22 protein-coding genes and 1 tRNA gene are annotated in these 13,557 nt (G+C 62.5%); 2 read left to right on the top strand and 21 right to left on the bottom strand.

Annotated features, from left to right (window positions below; translation table 11 throughout):
- From ACR3FF_RS17755 to ACR3FF_RS17660, 20 genes are read right to left on the bottom strand one after another with little or no spacing between them, the layout of a single operon-like run.
- Positions 1–441 (bottom strand): 50S ribosomal protein L19e, encoded by a 441-nt coding sequence (locus tag ACR3FF_RS17755; RefSeq protein WP_458189437.1) that lies wholly within the window; start codon positions 439–441, stop codon positions 1–3.
- Positions 438–1,142, bottom strand: coding sequence for a 50S ribosomal protein L32e (locus ACR3FF_RS17750; RefSeq protein WP_458189436.1), 705 nt, complete (start codon positions 1,140–1,142; stop codon positions 438–440). Before ACR3FF_RS17750 ends, ACR3FF_RS17755 begins: the two co-directional genes overlap by 4 nt.
- Before the next feature lie 3 nt (positions 1,143–1,145).
- Complete coding sequence (locus ACR3FF_RS17745) at positions 1,146–1,682, bottom strand: 50S ribosomal protein L6 (RefSeq protein ID WP_458189435.1); 537 nt, start codon at positions 1,680–1,682, stop codon at positions 1,146–1,148.
- Positions 1,683–1,686: 4 nt separating this feature from the next.
- Entirely contained in the window at positions 1,687–2,079 is a 393-nt protein-coding gene (locus ACR3FF_RS17740) for a 30S ribosomal protein S8 (protein ID WP_458189434.1), read from the bottom strand.
- Positions 2,080–2,081: 2 nt separating this feature from the next.
- On the bottom strand, positions 2,082–2,258 hold the full coding sequence (locus ACR3FF_RS17735) for a 30S ribosomal protein S14 (protein WP_227353728.1): 177 nt from the start codon (positions 2,256–2,258) through the stop codon (positions 2,082–2,084).
- Entirely contained in the window at positions 2,255–2,779 is a 525-nt protein-coding gene (locus ACR3FF_RS17730) for a 50S ribosomal protein L5 (RefSeq protein WP_458189433.1), read from the bottom strand. Before ACR3FF_RS17730 ends, ACR3FF_RS17735 begins: the two co-directional genes overlap by 4 nt.
- The gene (locus tag ACR3FF_RS17725; protein ID WP_458189432.1) at positions 2,776–3,480 is read right to left on the bottom strand and encodes a 30S ribosomal protein S4e; all 705 of its coding nucleotides are present in this window, start codon (positions 3,478–3,480) and stop codon (positions 2,776–2,778) included. The genes ACR3FF_RS17730 and ACR3FF_RS17725 overlap by 4 nt, the downstream gene beginning before the upstream one ends.
- Positions 3,477–3,833, bottom strand: a complete 357-nt coding sequence (gene rplX, locus ACR3FF_RS17720) for a 50S ribosomal protein L24 (protein WP_458189431.1) — start codon at positions 3,831–3,833, stop codon at positions 3,477–3,479. The genes ACR3FF_RS17725 and rplX overlap by 4 nt, the downstream gene beginning before the upstream one ends.
- On the bottom strand, positions 3,830–4,228 hold the full coding sequence (locus ACR3FF_RS17715; protein ID WP_458189430.1) for a 50S ribosomal protein L14: 399 nt from the start codon (positions 4,226–4,228) through the stop codon (positions 3,830–3,832). The genes rplX and ACR3FF_RS17715 overlap by 4 nt, the downstream gene beginning before the upstream one ends.
- A complete protein-coding gene (locus ACR3FF_RS17710) occupies positions 4,228–4,557 on the bottom strand; it encodes a 30S ribosomal protein S17 (RefSeq protein ID WP_458189429.1) in 330 nt (109 codons plus the stop codon). The genes ACR3FF_RS17715 and ACR3FF_RS17710 overlap by 1 nt, the downstream gene beginning before the upstream one ends.
- On the bottom strand, positions 4,548–4,931 hold the full coding sequence (locus ACR3FF_RS17705; protein WP_458189428.1) for a ribonuclease P protein component 1: 384 nt from the start codon (positions 4,929–4,931) through the stop codon (positions 4,548–4,550). Before ACR3FF_RS17705 ends, ACR3FF_RS17710 begins: the two co-directional genes overlap by 10 nt.
- 1 nt (position 4,932) lies before the next feature.
- Positions 4,933–5,139, bottom strand: coding sequence for a 50S ribosomal protein L29 (rpmC, locus tag ACR3FF_RS17700; RefSeq protein WP_458189427.1), 207 nt, complete (start codon positions 5,137–5,139; stop codon positions 4,933–4,935).
- Positions 5,139–6,044 (bottom strand): 30S ribosomal protein S3, encoded by a 906-nt coding sequence (locus ACR3FF_RS17695; RefSeq protein ID WP_458189426.1) that lies wholly within the window; start codon positions 6,042–6,044, stop codon positions 5,139–5,141. The genes rpmC and ACR3FF_RS17695 overlap by 1 nt, the downstream gene beginning before the upstream one ends.
- Positions 6,044–6,505 (bottom strand): 50S ribosomal protein L22, encoded by a 462-nt coding sequence (locus ACR3FF_RS17690; RefSeq protein WP_458189425.1) that lies wholly within the window; start codon positions 6,503–6,505, stop codon positions 6,044–6,046. Before ACR3FF_RS17690 ends, ACR3FF_RS17695 begins: the two co-directional genes overlap by 1 nt.
- 3 nt (positions 6,506–6,508) lie before the next feature.
- A complete protein-coding gene (locus tag ACR3FF_RS17685; protein ID WP_458189424.1) occupies positions 6,509–6,934 on the bottom strand; it encodes a 30S ribosomal protein S19 in 426 nt (141 codons plus the stop codon).
- On the bottom strand, positions 6,931–7,653 hold the full coding sequence (locus tag ACR3FF_RS17680; protein WP_458189423.1) for a 50S ribosomal protein L2: 723 nt from the start codon (positions 7,651–7,653) through the stop codon (positions 6,931–6,933). Before ACR3FF_RS17680 ends, ACR3FF_RS17685 begins: the two co-directional genes overlap by 4 nt.
- Before the next feature lie 2 nt (positions 7,654–7,655).
- On the bottom strand, positions 7,656–7,907 hold the full coding sequence (locus ACR3FF_RS17675) for a 50S ribosomal protein L23 (protein WP_458189422.1): 252 nt from the start codon (positions 7,905–7,907) through the stop codon (positions 7,656–7,658).
- Positions 7,904–8,650: a 50S ribosomal protein L4 gene (rpl4p, locus tag ACR3FF_RS17670; RefSeq protein ID WP_458189421.1), complete on the bottom strand. Its 747-nt coding sequence runs from the start codon at positions 8,648–8,650 to the stop codon at positions 7,904–7,906. Before rpl4p ends, ACR3FF_RS17675 begins: the two co-directional genes overlap by 4 nt.
- Before the next feature lie 3 nt (positions 8,651–8,653).
- Positions 8,654–9,670 (bottom strand): 50S ribosomal protein L3, encoded by a 1,017-nt coding sequence (locus ACR3FF_RS17665; protein WP_458189420.1) that lies wholly within the window; start codon positions 9,668–9,670, stop codon positions 8,654–8,656.
- 4 nt (positions 9,671–9,674) lie between these two features.
- Positions 9,675–10,517: a putative RNA uridine N3 methyltransferase gene (locus ACR3FF_RS17660; protein ID WP_458189419.1), complete on the bottom strand. Its 843-nt coding sequence runs from the start codon at positions 10,515–10,517 to the stop codon at positions 9,675–9,677.
- Between the two features lie 210 nt (positions 10,518–10,727).
- On the opposite strand from ACR3FF_RS17660, the gene ACR3FF_RS17655 reads away from it, so the two are divergent.
- Positions 10,728–10,798 (top strand) — tRNA-Gly (locus ACR3FF_RS17655).
- Positions 10,799–10,913: 115 nt separating this feature from the next.
- On the top strand, positions 10,914–11,567 hold the full coding sequence (gene dps, locus ACR3FF_RS17650) for a DNA starvation/stationary phase protection protein Dps (protein WP_458189418.1): 654 nt from the start codon (positions 10,914–10,916) through the stop codon (positions 11,565–11,567).
- A gap of 80 nt (positions 11,568–11,647) precedes the next feature.
- On the opposite strand, the gene ACR3FF_RS17645 is transcribed toward dps, so the two are convergent.
- Positions 11,648–13,360, bottom strand: a complete 1,713-nt coding sequence (locus ACR3FF_RS17645) for a CARDB domain-containing protein (protein WP_458189417.1) — start codon at positions 13,358–13,360, stop codon at positions 11,648–11,650.
- Positions 13,361–13,557 lie beyond the last annotated feature (197 nt).

Here is a 13,557-nt window from a genome sequence, read left to right as displayed (position 1 = left end):
TTAGTAGTTGTTCTCGATGTAGTTCAGCAGGTACTGCACGCTACGGAACTCCCCGCCTTTTGCCTTGTCATACAGGTCACGGTACTGTGTCTGTGTGATTTCGCCGTCGGCACGGAGTTCACGCAGTTTGCGTCGCTGCGCACGAATCTGGTTCGTCCACTCCTCTTTCGAGTTCTTGCGGCCGCCCTTCTTCCCCTTGCGGGTGCCGGCGCCGGTACGGTGACCGTAGGCGCGCTTCGCGTTGCGTTCGCGGGCGCGGCCGCGGGAGTTGCTCTTTGCGTCTTTGGCCTGAATCGACCCGTCGTCGACGAGGTCACGGATGTCCTCGCGGGTAATCGCGTCCGCGATGGCACCCTGTGCGTCGGGGTCGAACCAGACGCGGTTCTTCCCGACGTCGAGAACGTCGGCGGCGAGTCGCTTCTGTGCACTCAGGTCAGTCATTCTTCTACCTCCACTTCGACGTAGGTCGGGTTGAGAACGCGGATACCCGCCTCCTCGGCGGACTCCTCGATACGCTCGCGTTTGCGAGCACCGACTTTCGAGGCGATGCGAACCGCTTCGGTGTCGCCGTCGACGCCGTCGAGGTCGTTCACGTTGTGGACGCGAACTTCGTCGAAGCCGCTTGGGTGCTTGCCCCGGACGGACTTCGGCGTCCGGTAACCGGACTCGACCATGTCGCCTTTCCCCTTGATACCTCGGCGCTGCTTCGAGAGGTTACCGCGGGGTTTGCGCCACGATTCGGGTGTCCGCTTTTTCTTGTGGTAATCCTGTCGATTGAACTGCGGTTTGCCCTCGCGTTTGCGCTGTTTGAGAAGTCGCGCCTTCTCGTCTTCGAGGTCGGGCGTCTTCTCGGTCAAGCCGCGTGGACGCAGTTCGGTCTCGACGTCCACTTCGGGTTCTTCTTCTTCGGCAGGCACTTCCTCTTCGATTTCGGCTTCAGTCTCCTCTTCGACTTCGAGGTCACCGACGTCCGCCTTGATACGGGCGGCGAGCGCGTTGCCGATACCTTGGACTTCGGCGAGGTCGCTCTGTTCGGCGGCTTTGATGTCCTCGACGGACTCGTAGCCTGCCTCACGGAGCGATTCGGCCTTGCTCTCGCCGACGCCGCTGATGTCTTCTAGCTGTTCTGGTTCGTCTGCCATCTATCAGGCACCTCCCACGGACGGTTTCTCGATGATGTAGACGCCGTCCTGGAATACTCGCGTGTCTTTGCCCTGCACGCGAGTGAGTTGTTCGATGTCCGCGGCGGTCTGGCCCACGTCTTCGATGCTCGGGCCGCGCAGGTACAACTCCTCGTTGTCCACCTGAACGGTGGTGTCCCCGTGGATAGCCGTCCGTCGGGGCGCTTTCTCGCCGAGGAAGTTCTCGATGACGACTTCCTCGCCTTCGGAACGCACCTGCATCGGGAAGTGAGAGTAGAAGACTTCCATCTTGTACTCCCACTCCTCGGTCACGCCGTGGATCATGTTTCGCACGTGGCTCTCGAACGTGCCCATCGTCGCCTTCGTCTTGGCGTCGGTGGTGTCACCCTCGATGACCACTGACCCATCCTCGACACTGACGCCGATGTTCGGGTACCAGAGCCGTCGCGTGACGGTTCCTTCCGGTCCATCGACAGACAGATCGAGGTGGTCTACGTCGGCGGTTACCTCGTCCGGAATTTCGATTTCTATTCGTGGCATTGTTCTAGTACACGTACGCGATTACTTGGCCACCGATTCCCGCCTCGCGGGCCTCGTAGTGGCTCATGACGCCGTGGCTGGTCGTGACGACGAGTGCCCCGTAGTCCTGGGCGGGGAGGAATCGCTTCTCCCACTTCTCGAAGTCGTCTTTACCCGCCGAATAGCGGGGTTTGACCGCGCCACATTCGTTGATCGCGCCTTTCAGTTCGACCTCGAACCGACCGGCTTTACTGTCGTCGACGAAGTCGAACCCGTCGATGTACCCGTTGTCGTAGAAGACTTCGAGTACGCTGCCGATCTCGTTCGAGGCGGGCTGTACCGTGTGGGACAGATGACCGACGCTCTCGGCGTTGTCCACGCCGGAGAGTGCGTTACTGAGGGGGTCGTTTCCTGCCATAGTTATCGGTACTTTTTGAATCCCATGTCGCGTGCAATTTCGCGGAAGCACTGCCGACACAGGTTGATGTCGTATTTGCCGACCAGACCCTGCTTTCGACCACAGCGCTGGCACGATTCGAGTTGTCCCGTGCGCTTGGCCGTCTGCTCGCCGGTCGCGTCGTTTTCACTTTCGCTCATTCGTCCACCTCTACGTCGAAGTTGGCTTCGAGGAACGCGATCGCGTCCTCGACCGTCAGTCGGTGATTCGACGGAATCTGACGGGACACCTTGTCGCGCTTGGCGACACGATAGCCCGGTCTGACGAGGTTGACGGTCACGTCAAGCCCGTAGATTCCGACGTTCGGGTCGTACTCCTGGCTCGGGAACTCGGTGTGTTCCTCAATGCCGAAGCTGAAGTTCCCCGTCTCGTCGAACTGGCCCTTCGAGAGGTCAGCCAACGGGAGCGCCGTGTCGAGGAACTCGTGGGCGCTCTCGCCGCGAAGGGTGACCTTCGCGCCGATGGGGTCGCCCTGACGGATGCCGAAATCCGGTAGCGTGGACTTCGCCAGCGTACGAACGCTCTGCTGTTCGGTCACGTCTTCGAGGATGTCCTCGGCGTTGGCGAGTTCGCGGCCACCTTCGCCGACGCCCATGTGGACGACGATCTTCTCCACTCGTGGCTCGCGCATCTGGTGGAACTCCGACTCTGCTTCGCTCATTCGTCATCACCTCCCGTGAAGTTCTCGTCGATGACGACGACGTACTCCTCGACGGTTTCGAACGAGGTGTCGTCACCTTCGACGGTAACGGTGTTCGAACCGCTGCCGGGCGTCACCTGAATGTCGGCGACTTCGCCGATTTCGCCCGCGTGCTGGCCGCGAACTGCGGTAACGAGACAGCCTTCCTCGTAGGGGAAGTGAGCGACGACTTCCTTTTCGTCGGTGCTGACGACGATGGAGTCTTTCGTGTTGTAATCGCCGCCGTCTCCCACGCGGAGGTTGCTGCCATCGTGGAGATTGAGCTGTGTTTCGCCACCGGGGACCTGCGTCTTGTCGTCGATCTTCGCCAGTCGGCCGTCCGCCGCATCGGCGTCGATGGGCGTCAGCGCGAGGCGACCGCCTTCGTCGGGGAAGACGCGGTAGTACTCTTCGCGTTCGGTGAACGCGAGGATGTCGAACATCCCGATGGGTCGCTGTTCGTCGCTCACTGCATCCCCGTTCACGAGGACGGAATCGTTGTTGAGCGCGTACCGGGCTTCTTTCCGCGATTGGACGTAGCCTAGCACGTCCCGCAGCAGGATGAGCAGCGGGACGCCGTCGCGGCCGTGCGGGCCGGCACCGGCCTTCACGGTGAACGTGGCGGTCTTGCGCTCGACCGGCCACGAGTTCGGAACGGAGAGTCGTTTCTGATGGTTGCTCATTCGGTATCACCTTCCAGACGCGCCTCGCGGCGGTCGTCTTCGAGGTTGAGGTCGGTCACGCGAACGTTGCTCGCGTCGAGTGGTCGCGGCACTTCTTCACCGTCGGCTTTCTCGAGGGTGACTTCCTCGACGTGGATGACTGCGTTTTTCATATCCACGGAGAGAACCTCGCCGTCTTCGCCGGCGAAGTCGCCGCGCATGACCTCGACCGTGTCGCCCGCGTTGACGCGGACGCTCCGCTGTCCGTACTCCTCGCGGAGGTCGTCGGACAGCGGTGCTTTGACCTGCTCGTGCCGCTCGTGGAGCGGGGCGCGCTCGGTCTTATTTCGCTGTTTGCGTGGTTGTCGAGTCATACTATCATCGTAGCTGTGCTTGCGATACTTCCGAACCGCTCGGCCACTTCCTGCGCGATGGGACCTTTGATCTCCGTCCCACGCGGCTCTTCGACGTCGTCGATGACGACGGCCGCGTTGTCTTCGAATTTGACACGCGTGCCGTCCGGACGACGGATGGCCTTTCGCTGTCGGACGATGACCGCCTCCAGCACCTGTCGGCGCATCTCGGGCGTCCCCTTCGTGACGGAGACGGTGATTTTGTCACCGATGCCCGCCTTCGGGTGACGGCTCTTCGTGCCGTGGTAGCCGGAGACGCTGATGAGTTTCAGTTCGCGTGCGCCGGTATTGTCGGCACACGTCAACAGCGAGCCTTTCTCGACTCCCTGCGTAACGTCGGCCTTCAGCGCTTCCATCAGTCGTCACCTCCGGTCGTAGTCTCGACGACGACGTGTGATTTCGTCTTCGAGAGCGGTCGGGTTTCTGCGATACGAACCGTGTCGCCGACTTCGAGACCCAAACACTCCGGCGCGTGGGCCGGAACGCGGGAACGACGTTTCATCTGCCGATCGTATTTCGGCACTGTAACGTCGTACTCTCGCTCGACGACGACGGTTTTATCCATGTCTGTGGAGGCGACCGTTCCTTCGAGAACCTGTCCGCGCACGACTAGCGAGCCGTGGAACGGACAGTTCTCGTCGGAGCAAGTCTCCTCCGGTTCTGATACGTTCAATCCTAACGCCATTTCGAATTACCTCCAGTTTCGGTGCGCAATGCGGGTCGTGAGAGCAGTGTGGCTCCATCAACCGTAACGTAGGCTACGTCCTCGCAAACCGCAGACTGACCGGATCGGAATCCGGCAGTTTCCGAGGCAAGTTTGGACGCAGTCCCCGACCCCTCGCAGGGTGCGGCGGCTTCATCTGTGAGCGCGAACTCGAACGTCGCGTCCTGCTTTGGCACCTGCCACGTCCGAGACGCAGACTCGACGGTAAGCGTGCGCATCGTCTCGGCGACGATTCGACCCTCGATGGCTTCGAGGGCGGGATTCGCCGCGGAGACGACCCGTACGCACAGGCCGACGAGTTCGTGTTTCGTGAGCGTCTCGGGTGTCAGTGGCATCTTATTCGAGGTCGCCTTCTTCTTGCTGAATCGTCTTGATTCGAGCGATGGTACGACGAAGTTCCTTGATGCGACCCGGGTTTTCGGGGGCACCACCCGCGGCCTTGACCGCCTTCGAGTTGAGCAGTTCCGTCTCGAGCTCTTCGAGTTCGGCCTCACGCTCTGCCGGCGTCATGTCGCGGATCTCCTCGGTGTGAAGGATAGCCATTATTCTTCACTCTCCTCGGATTCTTCTTCGTTTTCCATCTCGTCGAGCAGTTCCTCTGCTTCGGCTTCGACCTCTTCTTCGAGTTCGTCCAGTTCCTCCTCGACGGACTCTTCGGTCGTCTCGGGTTCGGCCGACTCCTCTTCGAGGACTTCCTCGACGATTTTCTCTTCGACTTCTTCCTCGCCGGGTTCCGGCGATTCTTCGTCTTCGTCGGCGCGGAGTTCTTCGAGTTCCTCCTTGCTCGGTTCGTCGATGAGGTCGGCCGCTTCGTTGGCCTCGACTGCGTCCGGGACGAGTTCTTCTGGGTCTGCACCCTCCTCGATGCGGAAGTCGTCGGGCAGGTCGGCTCCCGGCGGGATGATTTTGACGTCCACGCCGATGGTGCCGAGTTTCATCACTGCGACGCCCTGGCCGTGGTCGACGATCTCCTGTGCGGGTTCACCGTTGTGCTTGATGTACCCGCGGTTGAACTTCTCCACGCGCGAGCGTGCGCCCGTGACCTTGCCGGACAGGACGATTTCGGCGCCGAGGGCACCGGAGTCCATGATTCGGTCGATGGTCGTGTGACCCGCCTTCCGGAAGTACCAACCGCGCTCGAGCGCGTTGGCGAGTCGGTCGGCGACGATGCGGGCGTTCAGGTCCGGTTCGTCGACCTCTTGAACGTCGATCTGCGGGTCGTCCAAGTCGAACCGCTCGCCGAGTTCGCGGGTGATTTTCCGGATGTTCTTACCGCCCTTTCCGATGACCATACCGGGTTTTTCGGCCTTGAGGACGATCTGGGTCCCCATCGGCGTCTTGGCGACGTCCATGCCGCCGTAGCCCGCGCGGCCCAGTTCGGACGCGAAGAATTCGTCTATCTGCGACCGCTGTAGGCCGTCCTGGATGAACTGATGTTCGTCTGCCATTATTCTTCGACCTCCTCTAAGACGAGTTCGACGTCCACTTCGGGCGTGTTCCAGGCGGAGGCACGACCGAACGCACGCGGCTTGCGGCCCTGCACTTCACCGACCTTGTGGGCGGCGACGTGCATGATCTCCATCGACTCGCCGTCGAATCCCTGGGCGTCCGCGTTGGCGACGACGTTGTCGATGAGTTCGATGAACGCCTTGCTCGCCTTCTCGGGGTAGCGACCCGCGTCCCAACCGTCGATGTCGGAACGGTGGCCGACGCCGCTGTTGTGCTGCTTGAACGGCACCGACCGCTCCTCGTTGGCGACCTGCTGCAGATACGCTTTCGCGTCCGCGGCGGTCTTGCCCTTTATCTCGCGGGCAATCGCCTTACTGTGCTTGTGACTCATGTGCCGCTCCCGGAGCATCCCTTTCGCCGTGGTGTCCGGGTCGGCATCGACGCTGTAGCTGATTCCCATGGTTTATTTGAGTGGCACGAACTTCGAGGAGCGGGTCGCGCCGATACCCGCCTGTCCGTGTTCGACGGACGTGCGGGTTAGCTGGAACTCGCCGAGGTAATGACCCAGCATCTCCGGCTCGATTCGCACGCGCTCGAATTCGCTGCCGTTGTAGACCGCGAAGGTCTTGCCGACGAACGATGGGAGCACCGGCATGTCGCGCAGGTGCGTCCGAATCGGGCTGTTTGCCGACTCTTCCTCGGTCGTGTTCTGGGCCTTCTCGAGCAGTTTCTCCTGCTCGACGGTCAACCCGCGAAGGATGCTTCGCCGCTTTCGTGCGGGGAGCAGTTCTGCGACTCCCTCCAGGCTCATGTCCTGCAGTTCGTCCAGGTCGTAGCCGCGATAGGTGAACTCACCCTCGCGTCCGGTTCGGTATTCGTTTCCGCTCATTTGTTACCTCCTCGTCCCGTTCGCCGCGACGAGATGTCTCCGACCTTGCGTCCCGGCGGGGCGTCCCGCGAAACGCTCTTCGGTCGGCCAGGGTGCTGGCGGCCACCGCCACCGAACGGGTGGTCGACGGCGTTCATCGCCACACCGCGCACGTTCGGCCACTTCGTGCCGCGCGCTTTCATTTTGTGGTACTTGTTTCCGGCCTTGACCATCGGTTTCTCCGTGCGACCCCCACCGGCGACGACGCCGATAGTGGCTCGACACTGGGGCGAGAGTCGTTTCATCTCGCCGCTCGGGAGTTTGACGACGGCAGCCTCGCGGTCGTGCGTGATGAGGTCCGCGCTCACGCCGGAGGCGCGAGCGAACTTTCCGCCGTCACCGGGCTGGCGCTCGACGTTGCACACCGGAATCCCTTCCGGGATTTCGGCGAGCGGGAGCGTGTTGCCGGGTTTGATTTCGGCGGAGACGCCGACCTGAATCTCTTCGCCGACGCCGACGCCCTCGGGGGCGAGGACGAGGCGCTGGTCGCCGTCTTCGAACTCGATGGCCGCGACAGGTGCGCTTCGGGCGGGGTCGTGTTCGATATCGACGACCGTCCCGGAGACCACGTCGCTGTCTTCGGCCTTCTTGTGTTGCAGTTCAGCTTTGTATCGGTGCGACGGAGCACGGAAGGTCGGTCCCCCGCGACCACGTCGCTGGCCTTGGATTCTGCGTCCCATCGTTAGAACACCCCGATTCGGGAAGCGACGTCCTGTGCGTCGTCATCGTCGGACAACGCGACGATCGCTTTCTTTTTCCCCTTCATCGTGACTTGCGTGTTGATGCTGTCGATGGTGACCTCGTAGCGCTCTTCGATTTCGTCGCGAATCTCCGGCTTCGTGGCGTCAAGCGAGACGATGAACTGGAGCTTGTTGTCGAAGTCCATGTCGTTCATCGCCTTCTCAGTGACCCACGGGTACTCGATGACGCTCATCGGTCGGCCACCTCCTCCAGCGCGCTCTCGGTCCAGACGGTCAGTCGACCCGGATGCGTACCGGGCGCGAGGTCTTCCGCGTTGACCTCGCGCGCCGTCGCAACGTCCGCACCGGCGAGGTTGCGTGCTGCACGCGACGGCTCCTCGCTCGTGACGAACAGAATCGACTTCGGCGTCTTGTACTTGCGACCACGGGTCGTCCCGCGACCGGCGCGAATCTTCTTGTTATCCTCCGCACGTGCGATGTCGGCGTCGATGCCGACCGCTTCGAGGAAGGAGACGACCTCTTTCGTCTTCACGAGGTCTTCGAAGTCGTCGCTGACGACGAGGGGCAGTTCGGTGTCCTCGTCGAAGCGATGCCCGCGCTCCGCGACGAGTTCGGCGTCTGCCGTCGCCGCGATGGCGCTTCGTACCGCCTTCTGGCGCTCTTTCTTGTTGATCGAGAGCGAGCGGTCTTTCTCCGCTTTCGGCGGGTGTGCGACGCGTCCACCAACGGTGTGAGGTACGCGAGCACCCCGACCGTTCGTTCGCGGGACGTGGGCCATACCGCGGCCACTGCCCGGCGATTCTGCGGACGTGCGCATCCCGGCGTGCGGGTCGGTACCGTAATCCTGTTTTCGGTTGGCCTGTGCGGCGAGTACGGCACGCTTGATGAGGTCCGTCCGGACGGTCGTATCGAAGACCGCCGGCAGGTCGAGCGTACCAGCGTCGTCACCGTTCAGGTCACGTACTGTTGCCTGCATGGGTTATCCCTGGTTAGACTCCGTGCTTACGTAGCGCACCTCTGGGTCGAGGCGCGGTTGGTCAGTCGGTCGAATCGCAGGGCGGAAGCGTACGAGACGCTTGTTCGGTCCCGGAACCGAACCCTTGATGAGCGCGTACGCACCATCGACCTCGCCGTAGTTGACGAACCCACCGTCGACGGAGGCTTCGTCGTCCTCGCCGAGGGCGATGAGACGCTTGTTGAGTTCGGTCCGCTGGTGGTAACCCGTCTGGCCCAACTGCGGAACCGTCGAGCGCACGCGTGACGGATTCCACGGGCCGAGGTTACCGATGCGACGTCGCCAGCCTTGGCGGGCGTGTTTGCCCTTTCGTTTCTGGACGCCCCATCGCTTGACGGGTCCCTGCGTTCCTTTGCCTTTCGTGACGCCACCGATGTCGAGGTACTCGCCGGCGCGGAACACGTCAGTGATGTCGTGTTCGCCGCCGTCTTCGAGCAACTCGAGCGCGAAGTCGGAGCGCTCCGAGAGGGAGCTACCGCCGACGCGCGTCTCCATGACGTCCGGTCGTTTCTTCGGTACGTTCTTCATGTCGCTGGGGACGGTGTGGGTGATGACCCGGAGGTCGGCCACGTCGCCTGCTTCGAGCGCGGCGCGGAGTTCGTCCTCCGCGGCGTCGGCGTCGTGGTTCTCCGGTACGTCGAGCGTGCGGTCGAGTTCCTCGTGGAACTCCGAACCCCACACTTCCGTCAGCGGCTTCTTCCCGTACGGCGTGTTTTCGTAGGCCCGTAGGGCGACGGCGCGCATCGGAGGCGTCTCGACGATGGTGACCGGCACTGTCTCCTCCATCCCTTCGCGGGGGGAGTTTGCCTCGTCGTTGACCATCACCACGTGGGTCATTCCAGCCTTGTAACCCGCGAAGCCCTGCAGCGACGGCTGTCCGTCGCTCTCGGGCCACGAGTTGAAGCGCGGCACCTCACTAGTCGCGCGCTTACGGGGGCCGAAGCCCAGCGAACCTCTGCGTGGTCTGCTTGTTTCTGGCATCGTATCACTCGCTGTTGAGGGTAAGGCACGCGAGGGAGGCGAACATCGCTTCTTCAGTTCGCACGACCTCGCTGCCTTGGTTCGGAACCGTATTCAGCCAGAGGTCGAACCGGCTGGGTGCGCCGGATTCGACCGCAGGTAGACGCTCGGGGTCTATCCCGAACATCTCCGGCAGGCCTCGACCTGGCGACCCGAACGCGACAGTCATTCCGTCGCGTTCGGTTCGTGTGACGAGTTCGCCGAGTCGCGTCACGGAGAGTTCCTCCCCGTAGCGCGACGTGGCGATTCGAACGCCAGCGTCGTCACGGTCGAGCGCCGCCGAAAGGTCCGTCCGCCTCACTGTAAACCCCGGCACGGGGTCGTCTACCAGCTTCGCACGGACCGGTCTTCTCGAAGAGATCCTGACGGTAACGCGCTCTCCCTCGCCGACCGTCATCTTCGACGGGACGACGAGGGAGATCGGGTGTTGCAATCCGCAATTGACCCGAACGCGCCCTTCAGGTCCGACCTCGGTCACGATTCCCTGTCTTAACGACCCCGAACCCTCCGATTCGGAGCCGGTCTGTGATGGTGCGCGGAGCGGCGGTAGCACGCCCGCATACTCCAGTTCGTCCCGTTTACCGAATACCTCCTTTCGAAGGTAGGGCGGTGTCGCGGCGTACTTCAGTACGGTTTCGACGAACCCGCCGCCCCACTTGCGCTCGCCTTCCGAATCGGGGAAGACGTCCAAGCGGTCCGCCCGGAACACGGTCGCAGCGCGGGCGACGTAGCCGATCTTGCGAGTTGCCTCGCGTTTGTCTTCGGCTTCCCGGACAAGGGACGACGGCACGAGTATGCTAACGGTCATACCGTGACGCTTCGGCGCCTCATCACTAGACTGTAGCGAAGTTTTTTCGTTGACGCTTAAAAGGGTGCCGCTTCCGATTCATGCGCGTGACGCATTCACACGCCCGAATCCCTCGGAATCGAGAGAAGTATGGGAGTGAGTATCACACGAACGTTCCCCGTTTCGGAAGCCTTATACTCCAGTCGGTAAAACGAACAAGTGCAACACACCGCGCTGGTAGTGTAGTGGTATCACGTGACCTTGCCATGGTCACAACCTGGGTTCAAATCCCAGCCAGCGCACTTCTCTCGGCGTCAGGTCTCGTAGTGGCGGCCTCCGCCTCCACGACGGTCACGTTTTCGTCCGCCCACAACCCTCTTGCCCGATTCGGTCGTCCACGATGTCGAGGTGGGGGAAATGAATCAACCACAGCAACGAGACGAACGGCAGACAGCACGGCTGTTCTTCACGCAGAACAACGTTCCGGACCGCGACCGCCGGGCGCTCGTCGAACTGCTCAACCAGACGCTCGCGGATACGACCGACCTGCTGACACAGACGAAGTACGCCCACTGGAACGTCAAGGGGATGCAGTTCTACGAACTGCACCTCCTGTTCGACGACTTCGCGGACGTGCTGTTCGAACACACCGACGCGGTTGCAGAGCGGGCGACGGCCCTCGGCGGAGAGGCGATGGGGACGGTTCGGATGGCGTCGACGAACTCCCGCATCCCCGAACTTCGAACCGACGTGGTGACCGGCCCGGAGTACGTCGAAGCGCTGGCGAACAGCGTGGCGGTTCACGGGGCGAACCTGCGCAACGACATCGGCACCGCGCTCACACACGGGGACGAAGATACCGCCGACCTGCTCACCGAACTCTCGCGCGAGGTGGACAAGTACCTCTGGTTCCTCGAAGCACACCTCCAGCAAGAACCAGTACACCCGACCGTCGAATCGAGAACAGCGAGACCTCGGCAGGGCACCAGCCGACGAGGACGCCCAAACCGGGAACGGGCACGCCGAGGACGCCGCCAGCAGACGCCCCAGCAGGGGAGGACGCGTCGGTGATTCCATTCGAAACGCACGAAACGACACGAGCGGTCGTTCGGTACGGGTCAAAAAGTGAGTCGACCCGAACGGTCGCTGGCTCAGCGTCGTCGGAGGAGCGCCACGCCTGCGAGTGCGCTGAGCGCGACGAGGATACCGAATCCGGGTTGGCCGCCCTCGTTCTCGGTGTCGGCCTCGTTCCCGGCATCGTCGTCCGTCTCTGTGTCGTCACCACCATCGGTAGTCGTTCCGTCGGCCTGTGCGACGTCGACGCTCCCTGCGGATACACCGTTGACCGTCACGTCGTAGGTACCAGCCTCGGTGAACGTCCGGGAGAACGCCACCGTCTTCGACGTACCGGAGGCGACGCGAACCGTCTTCGTCTCGACCGTCTCGCCGCTCACCGTCAGTGCGACGTCGAACGCCCCGTTCGACCCGCCCGTGTTCTCGATCGTCGCGCGCACGGTAACTTTTTCACCGGGAGTGACTGCCTCTGCATCGAGCGTCACGTCGGTCACGGAGACGTCGGCTGGTGATTTCACGGCGACCGCCATCGGCGCGATTCCGGTGACCGTCTGGCCGTCGCGTTTCGTCCAGATGGAGCGCCACGTCCCGTCGTGGTACTGGTACACCGTCATGTCCTCAACGGTCGTACCGGTCGGAAGCGCATCCGTGGAGACCGTCGCACTGAGGCGGGACGTGTCGATGGACGACCGCATCACGTAGCGGTCGTCGACCCTAAAGTAGCCGATTGCGCCGTCGAGTTCCGACGTTCCGTCCGACGGTGTCTCGAGTGCGTCGACGGTCACTGCTACGCTCTCTCCTCCGCGTTCGAACTCGATTCCGAACCGGTCGAACGTCACCGCGTTCGTCTCGAGACCCGAGAGGTCGGCCCACGCGGTCTGGCCTTCGACACCGCCGAGGATGTCTATCAAAACACCGTTCGGGCCGGGTGCGACGTTGACGGTCGCGGACGGGAAGCCACCGCCACCACCGCCACCGCCGCCACCGCCGCCACCACCGCCACCGCCGGATTCGACGGGGTTCGCGACGTCGACGGCCACCGTCTCCCGGTGGGTGTTTCCGGCGCGGTCTCGCACGAGAAGCGCTGCAGTGTGCGTCCCCGCAGAGAGGGACGTCGCCCGATAGGTGGCGTACCCGCTCGTTATCGTCGTGTTCGGACTCCGGGTGACCGACGTGCCGTCGAACGACAACGAGACGGAACCGACGTCGATACCGGTGACGGTGTCCTCGTATTCGAACCGAACCGTCGCGTTCTTCGTCCCGGCGTCGAGCGTCTCGGTCGGTTCCGTCGCCGTAATCGTCGGCGCGTCGGTGTCGTCGACCAGCGCCCCGTACGTCGAGAAGTGAGTGACGTTGGCGACCAGATACTCATCCGTGGAACCGTCGGGAAGCGTCTCGGTTCGAACGTCGGTGGTCTGGACCTGCCACTTCCCGATGGATTCGTTGTAGTAGTTGATTTTCACCTCGTTCTTCTCGACGCCGTCGGGCAGTCGCAGTTCGTCGACCGGGATACCGATAGTCGCGTGGGTCAGGTTGTCGGCCAACTCCGTATCGAGTTGCCCGTTCAGGAAGGACAGCCCCGCGAGATTCAGAGACAACGGTGCGAGTTCGGAACGACTCTCGGTGAGCGTGACGAACGTATCGTTCACTTCCGTCTCCGTGTTGAACCGGACGAATATCCCCGACCGCTCGAGTTTCACGGTGACCGTCTCGTTCGCCGTGCTCACCGTCGAGAAGTTGGCCGAGGCGGTTGCGGTACCGACGTTACCGGCGCGGTCGACGCCGGTCACGTTCGCGCCGTACTGGCCGTCGTCGGAAGCGTCGAAGGTCGCTTCGGCTGTGTTGAATCACTAGGCTGCGTCGGGATGGGTCGCTAAATCAAAGGAGTTGAAGCGGGAGACTGCGAATGTCCATGACACAAATCTCCCGCTTCACTAGCGAGATTGTCCCGATTTCTCAAAGGGTTACTGGCGACGGAGGCGAATCC

The sequence above is a fragment of the Haladaptatus ordinarius genome (assembly GCF_054177595.1).
The sequence above is the reverse complement of the archived record's forward strand: the minus strand, read 5'-3'. Positions and strand labels throughout refer to the sequence as shown.

Coding starts and splice junctions, on each gene's coding strand:
- ACR3FF_RS17755 (WP_458189437.1), bottom strand. CDS start 441: ATGACTGACCTGAGTGCACAGAAGCGACTCGCCGCCGACGTTCTCGAC.
- ACR3FF_RS17750 (WP_458189436.1), bottom strand. CDS start 1,142: ATGGCAGACGAACCAGAACAGCTAGAAGACATCAGCGGCGTCGGCGAG.
- ACR3FF_RS17745 (WP_458189435.1), bottom strand. CDS start 1,682: ATGCCACGAATAGAAATCGAAATTCCGGACGAGGTAACCGCCGACGTA.
- ACR3FF_RS17740 (WP_458189434.1), bottom strand. CDS start 2,079: ATGGCAGGAAACGACCCCCTCAGTAACGCACTCTCCGGCGTGGACAAC.
- ACR3FF_RS17735 (WP_227353728.1), bottom strand. CDS start 2,258: ATGAGCGAAAGTGAAAACGACGCGACCGGCGAGCAGACGGCCAAGCGC.
- ACR3FF_RS17730 (WP_458189433.1), bottom strand. CDS start 2,779: ATGAGCGAAGCAGAGTCGGAGTTCCACCAGATGCGCGAGCCACGAGTG.
- ACR3FF_RS17725 (WP_458189432.1), bottom strand. CDS start 3,480: ATGAGCAACCATCAGAAACGACTCTCCGTTCCGAACTCGTGGCCGGTC.
- rplX (WP_458189431.1), bottom strand. CDS start 3,833: ATGACTCGACAACCACGCAAACAGCGAAATAAGACCGAGCGCGCCCCG.
- ACR3FF_RS17715 (WP_458189430.1), bottom strand. CDS start 4,228: ATGGAAGCGCTGAAGGCCGACGTTACGCAGGGAGTCGAGAAAGGCTCG.
- ACR3FF_RS17710 (WP_458189429.1), bottom strand. CDS start 4,557: ATGGCGTTAGGATTGAACGTATCAGAACCGGAGGAGACTTGCTCCGAC.
- ACR3FF_RS17705 (WP_458189428.1), bottom strand. CDS start 4,931: ATGCCACTGACACCCGAGACGCTCACGAAACACGAACTCGTCGGCCTG.
- rpmC (WP_458189427.1), bottom strand. CDS start 5,139: ATGGCTATCCTTCACACCGAGGAGATCCGCGACATGACGCCGGCAGAG.
- ACR3FF_RS17695 (WP_458189426.1), bottom strand. CDS start 6,044: ATGGCAGACGAACATCAGTTCATCCAGGACGGCCTACAGCGGTCGCAG.
- ACR3FF_RS17690 (WP_458189425.1), bottom strand. CDS start 6,505: ATGGGAATCAGCTACAGCGTCGATGCCGACCCGGACACCACGGCGAAA.
- ACR3FF_RS17685 (WP_458189424.1), bottom strand. CDS start 6,934: ATGAGCGGAAACGAATACCGAACCGGACGCGAGGGTGAGTTCACCTAT.
- ACR3FF_RS17680 (WP_458189423.1), bottom strand. CDS start 7,653: ATGGGACGCAGAATCCAAGGCCAGCGACGTGGTCGCGGGGGACCGACC.
- ACR3FF_RS17675 (WP_458189422.1), bottom strand. CDS start 7,907: ATGAGCGTCATCGAGTACCCGTGGGTCACTGAGAAGGCGATGAACGAC.
- rpl4p (WP_458189421.1), bottom strand. CDS start 8,650: ATGCAGGCAACAGTACGTGACCTGAACGGTGACGACGCTGGTACGCTC.
- ACR3FF_RS17665 (WP_458189420.1), bottom strand. CDS start 9,670: ATGCCAGAAACAAGCAGACCACGCAGAGGTTCGCTGGGCTTCGGCCCC.
- ACR3FF_RS17660 (WP_458189419.1), bottom strand. CDS start 10,517: ATGACCGTTAGCATACTCGTGCCGTCGTCCCTTGTCCGGGAAGCCGAA.
- dps (WP_458189418.1), top strand. CDS start 10,914: ATGAATCAACCACAGCAACGAGACGAACGGCAGACAGCACGGCTGTTC.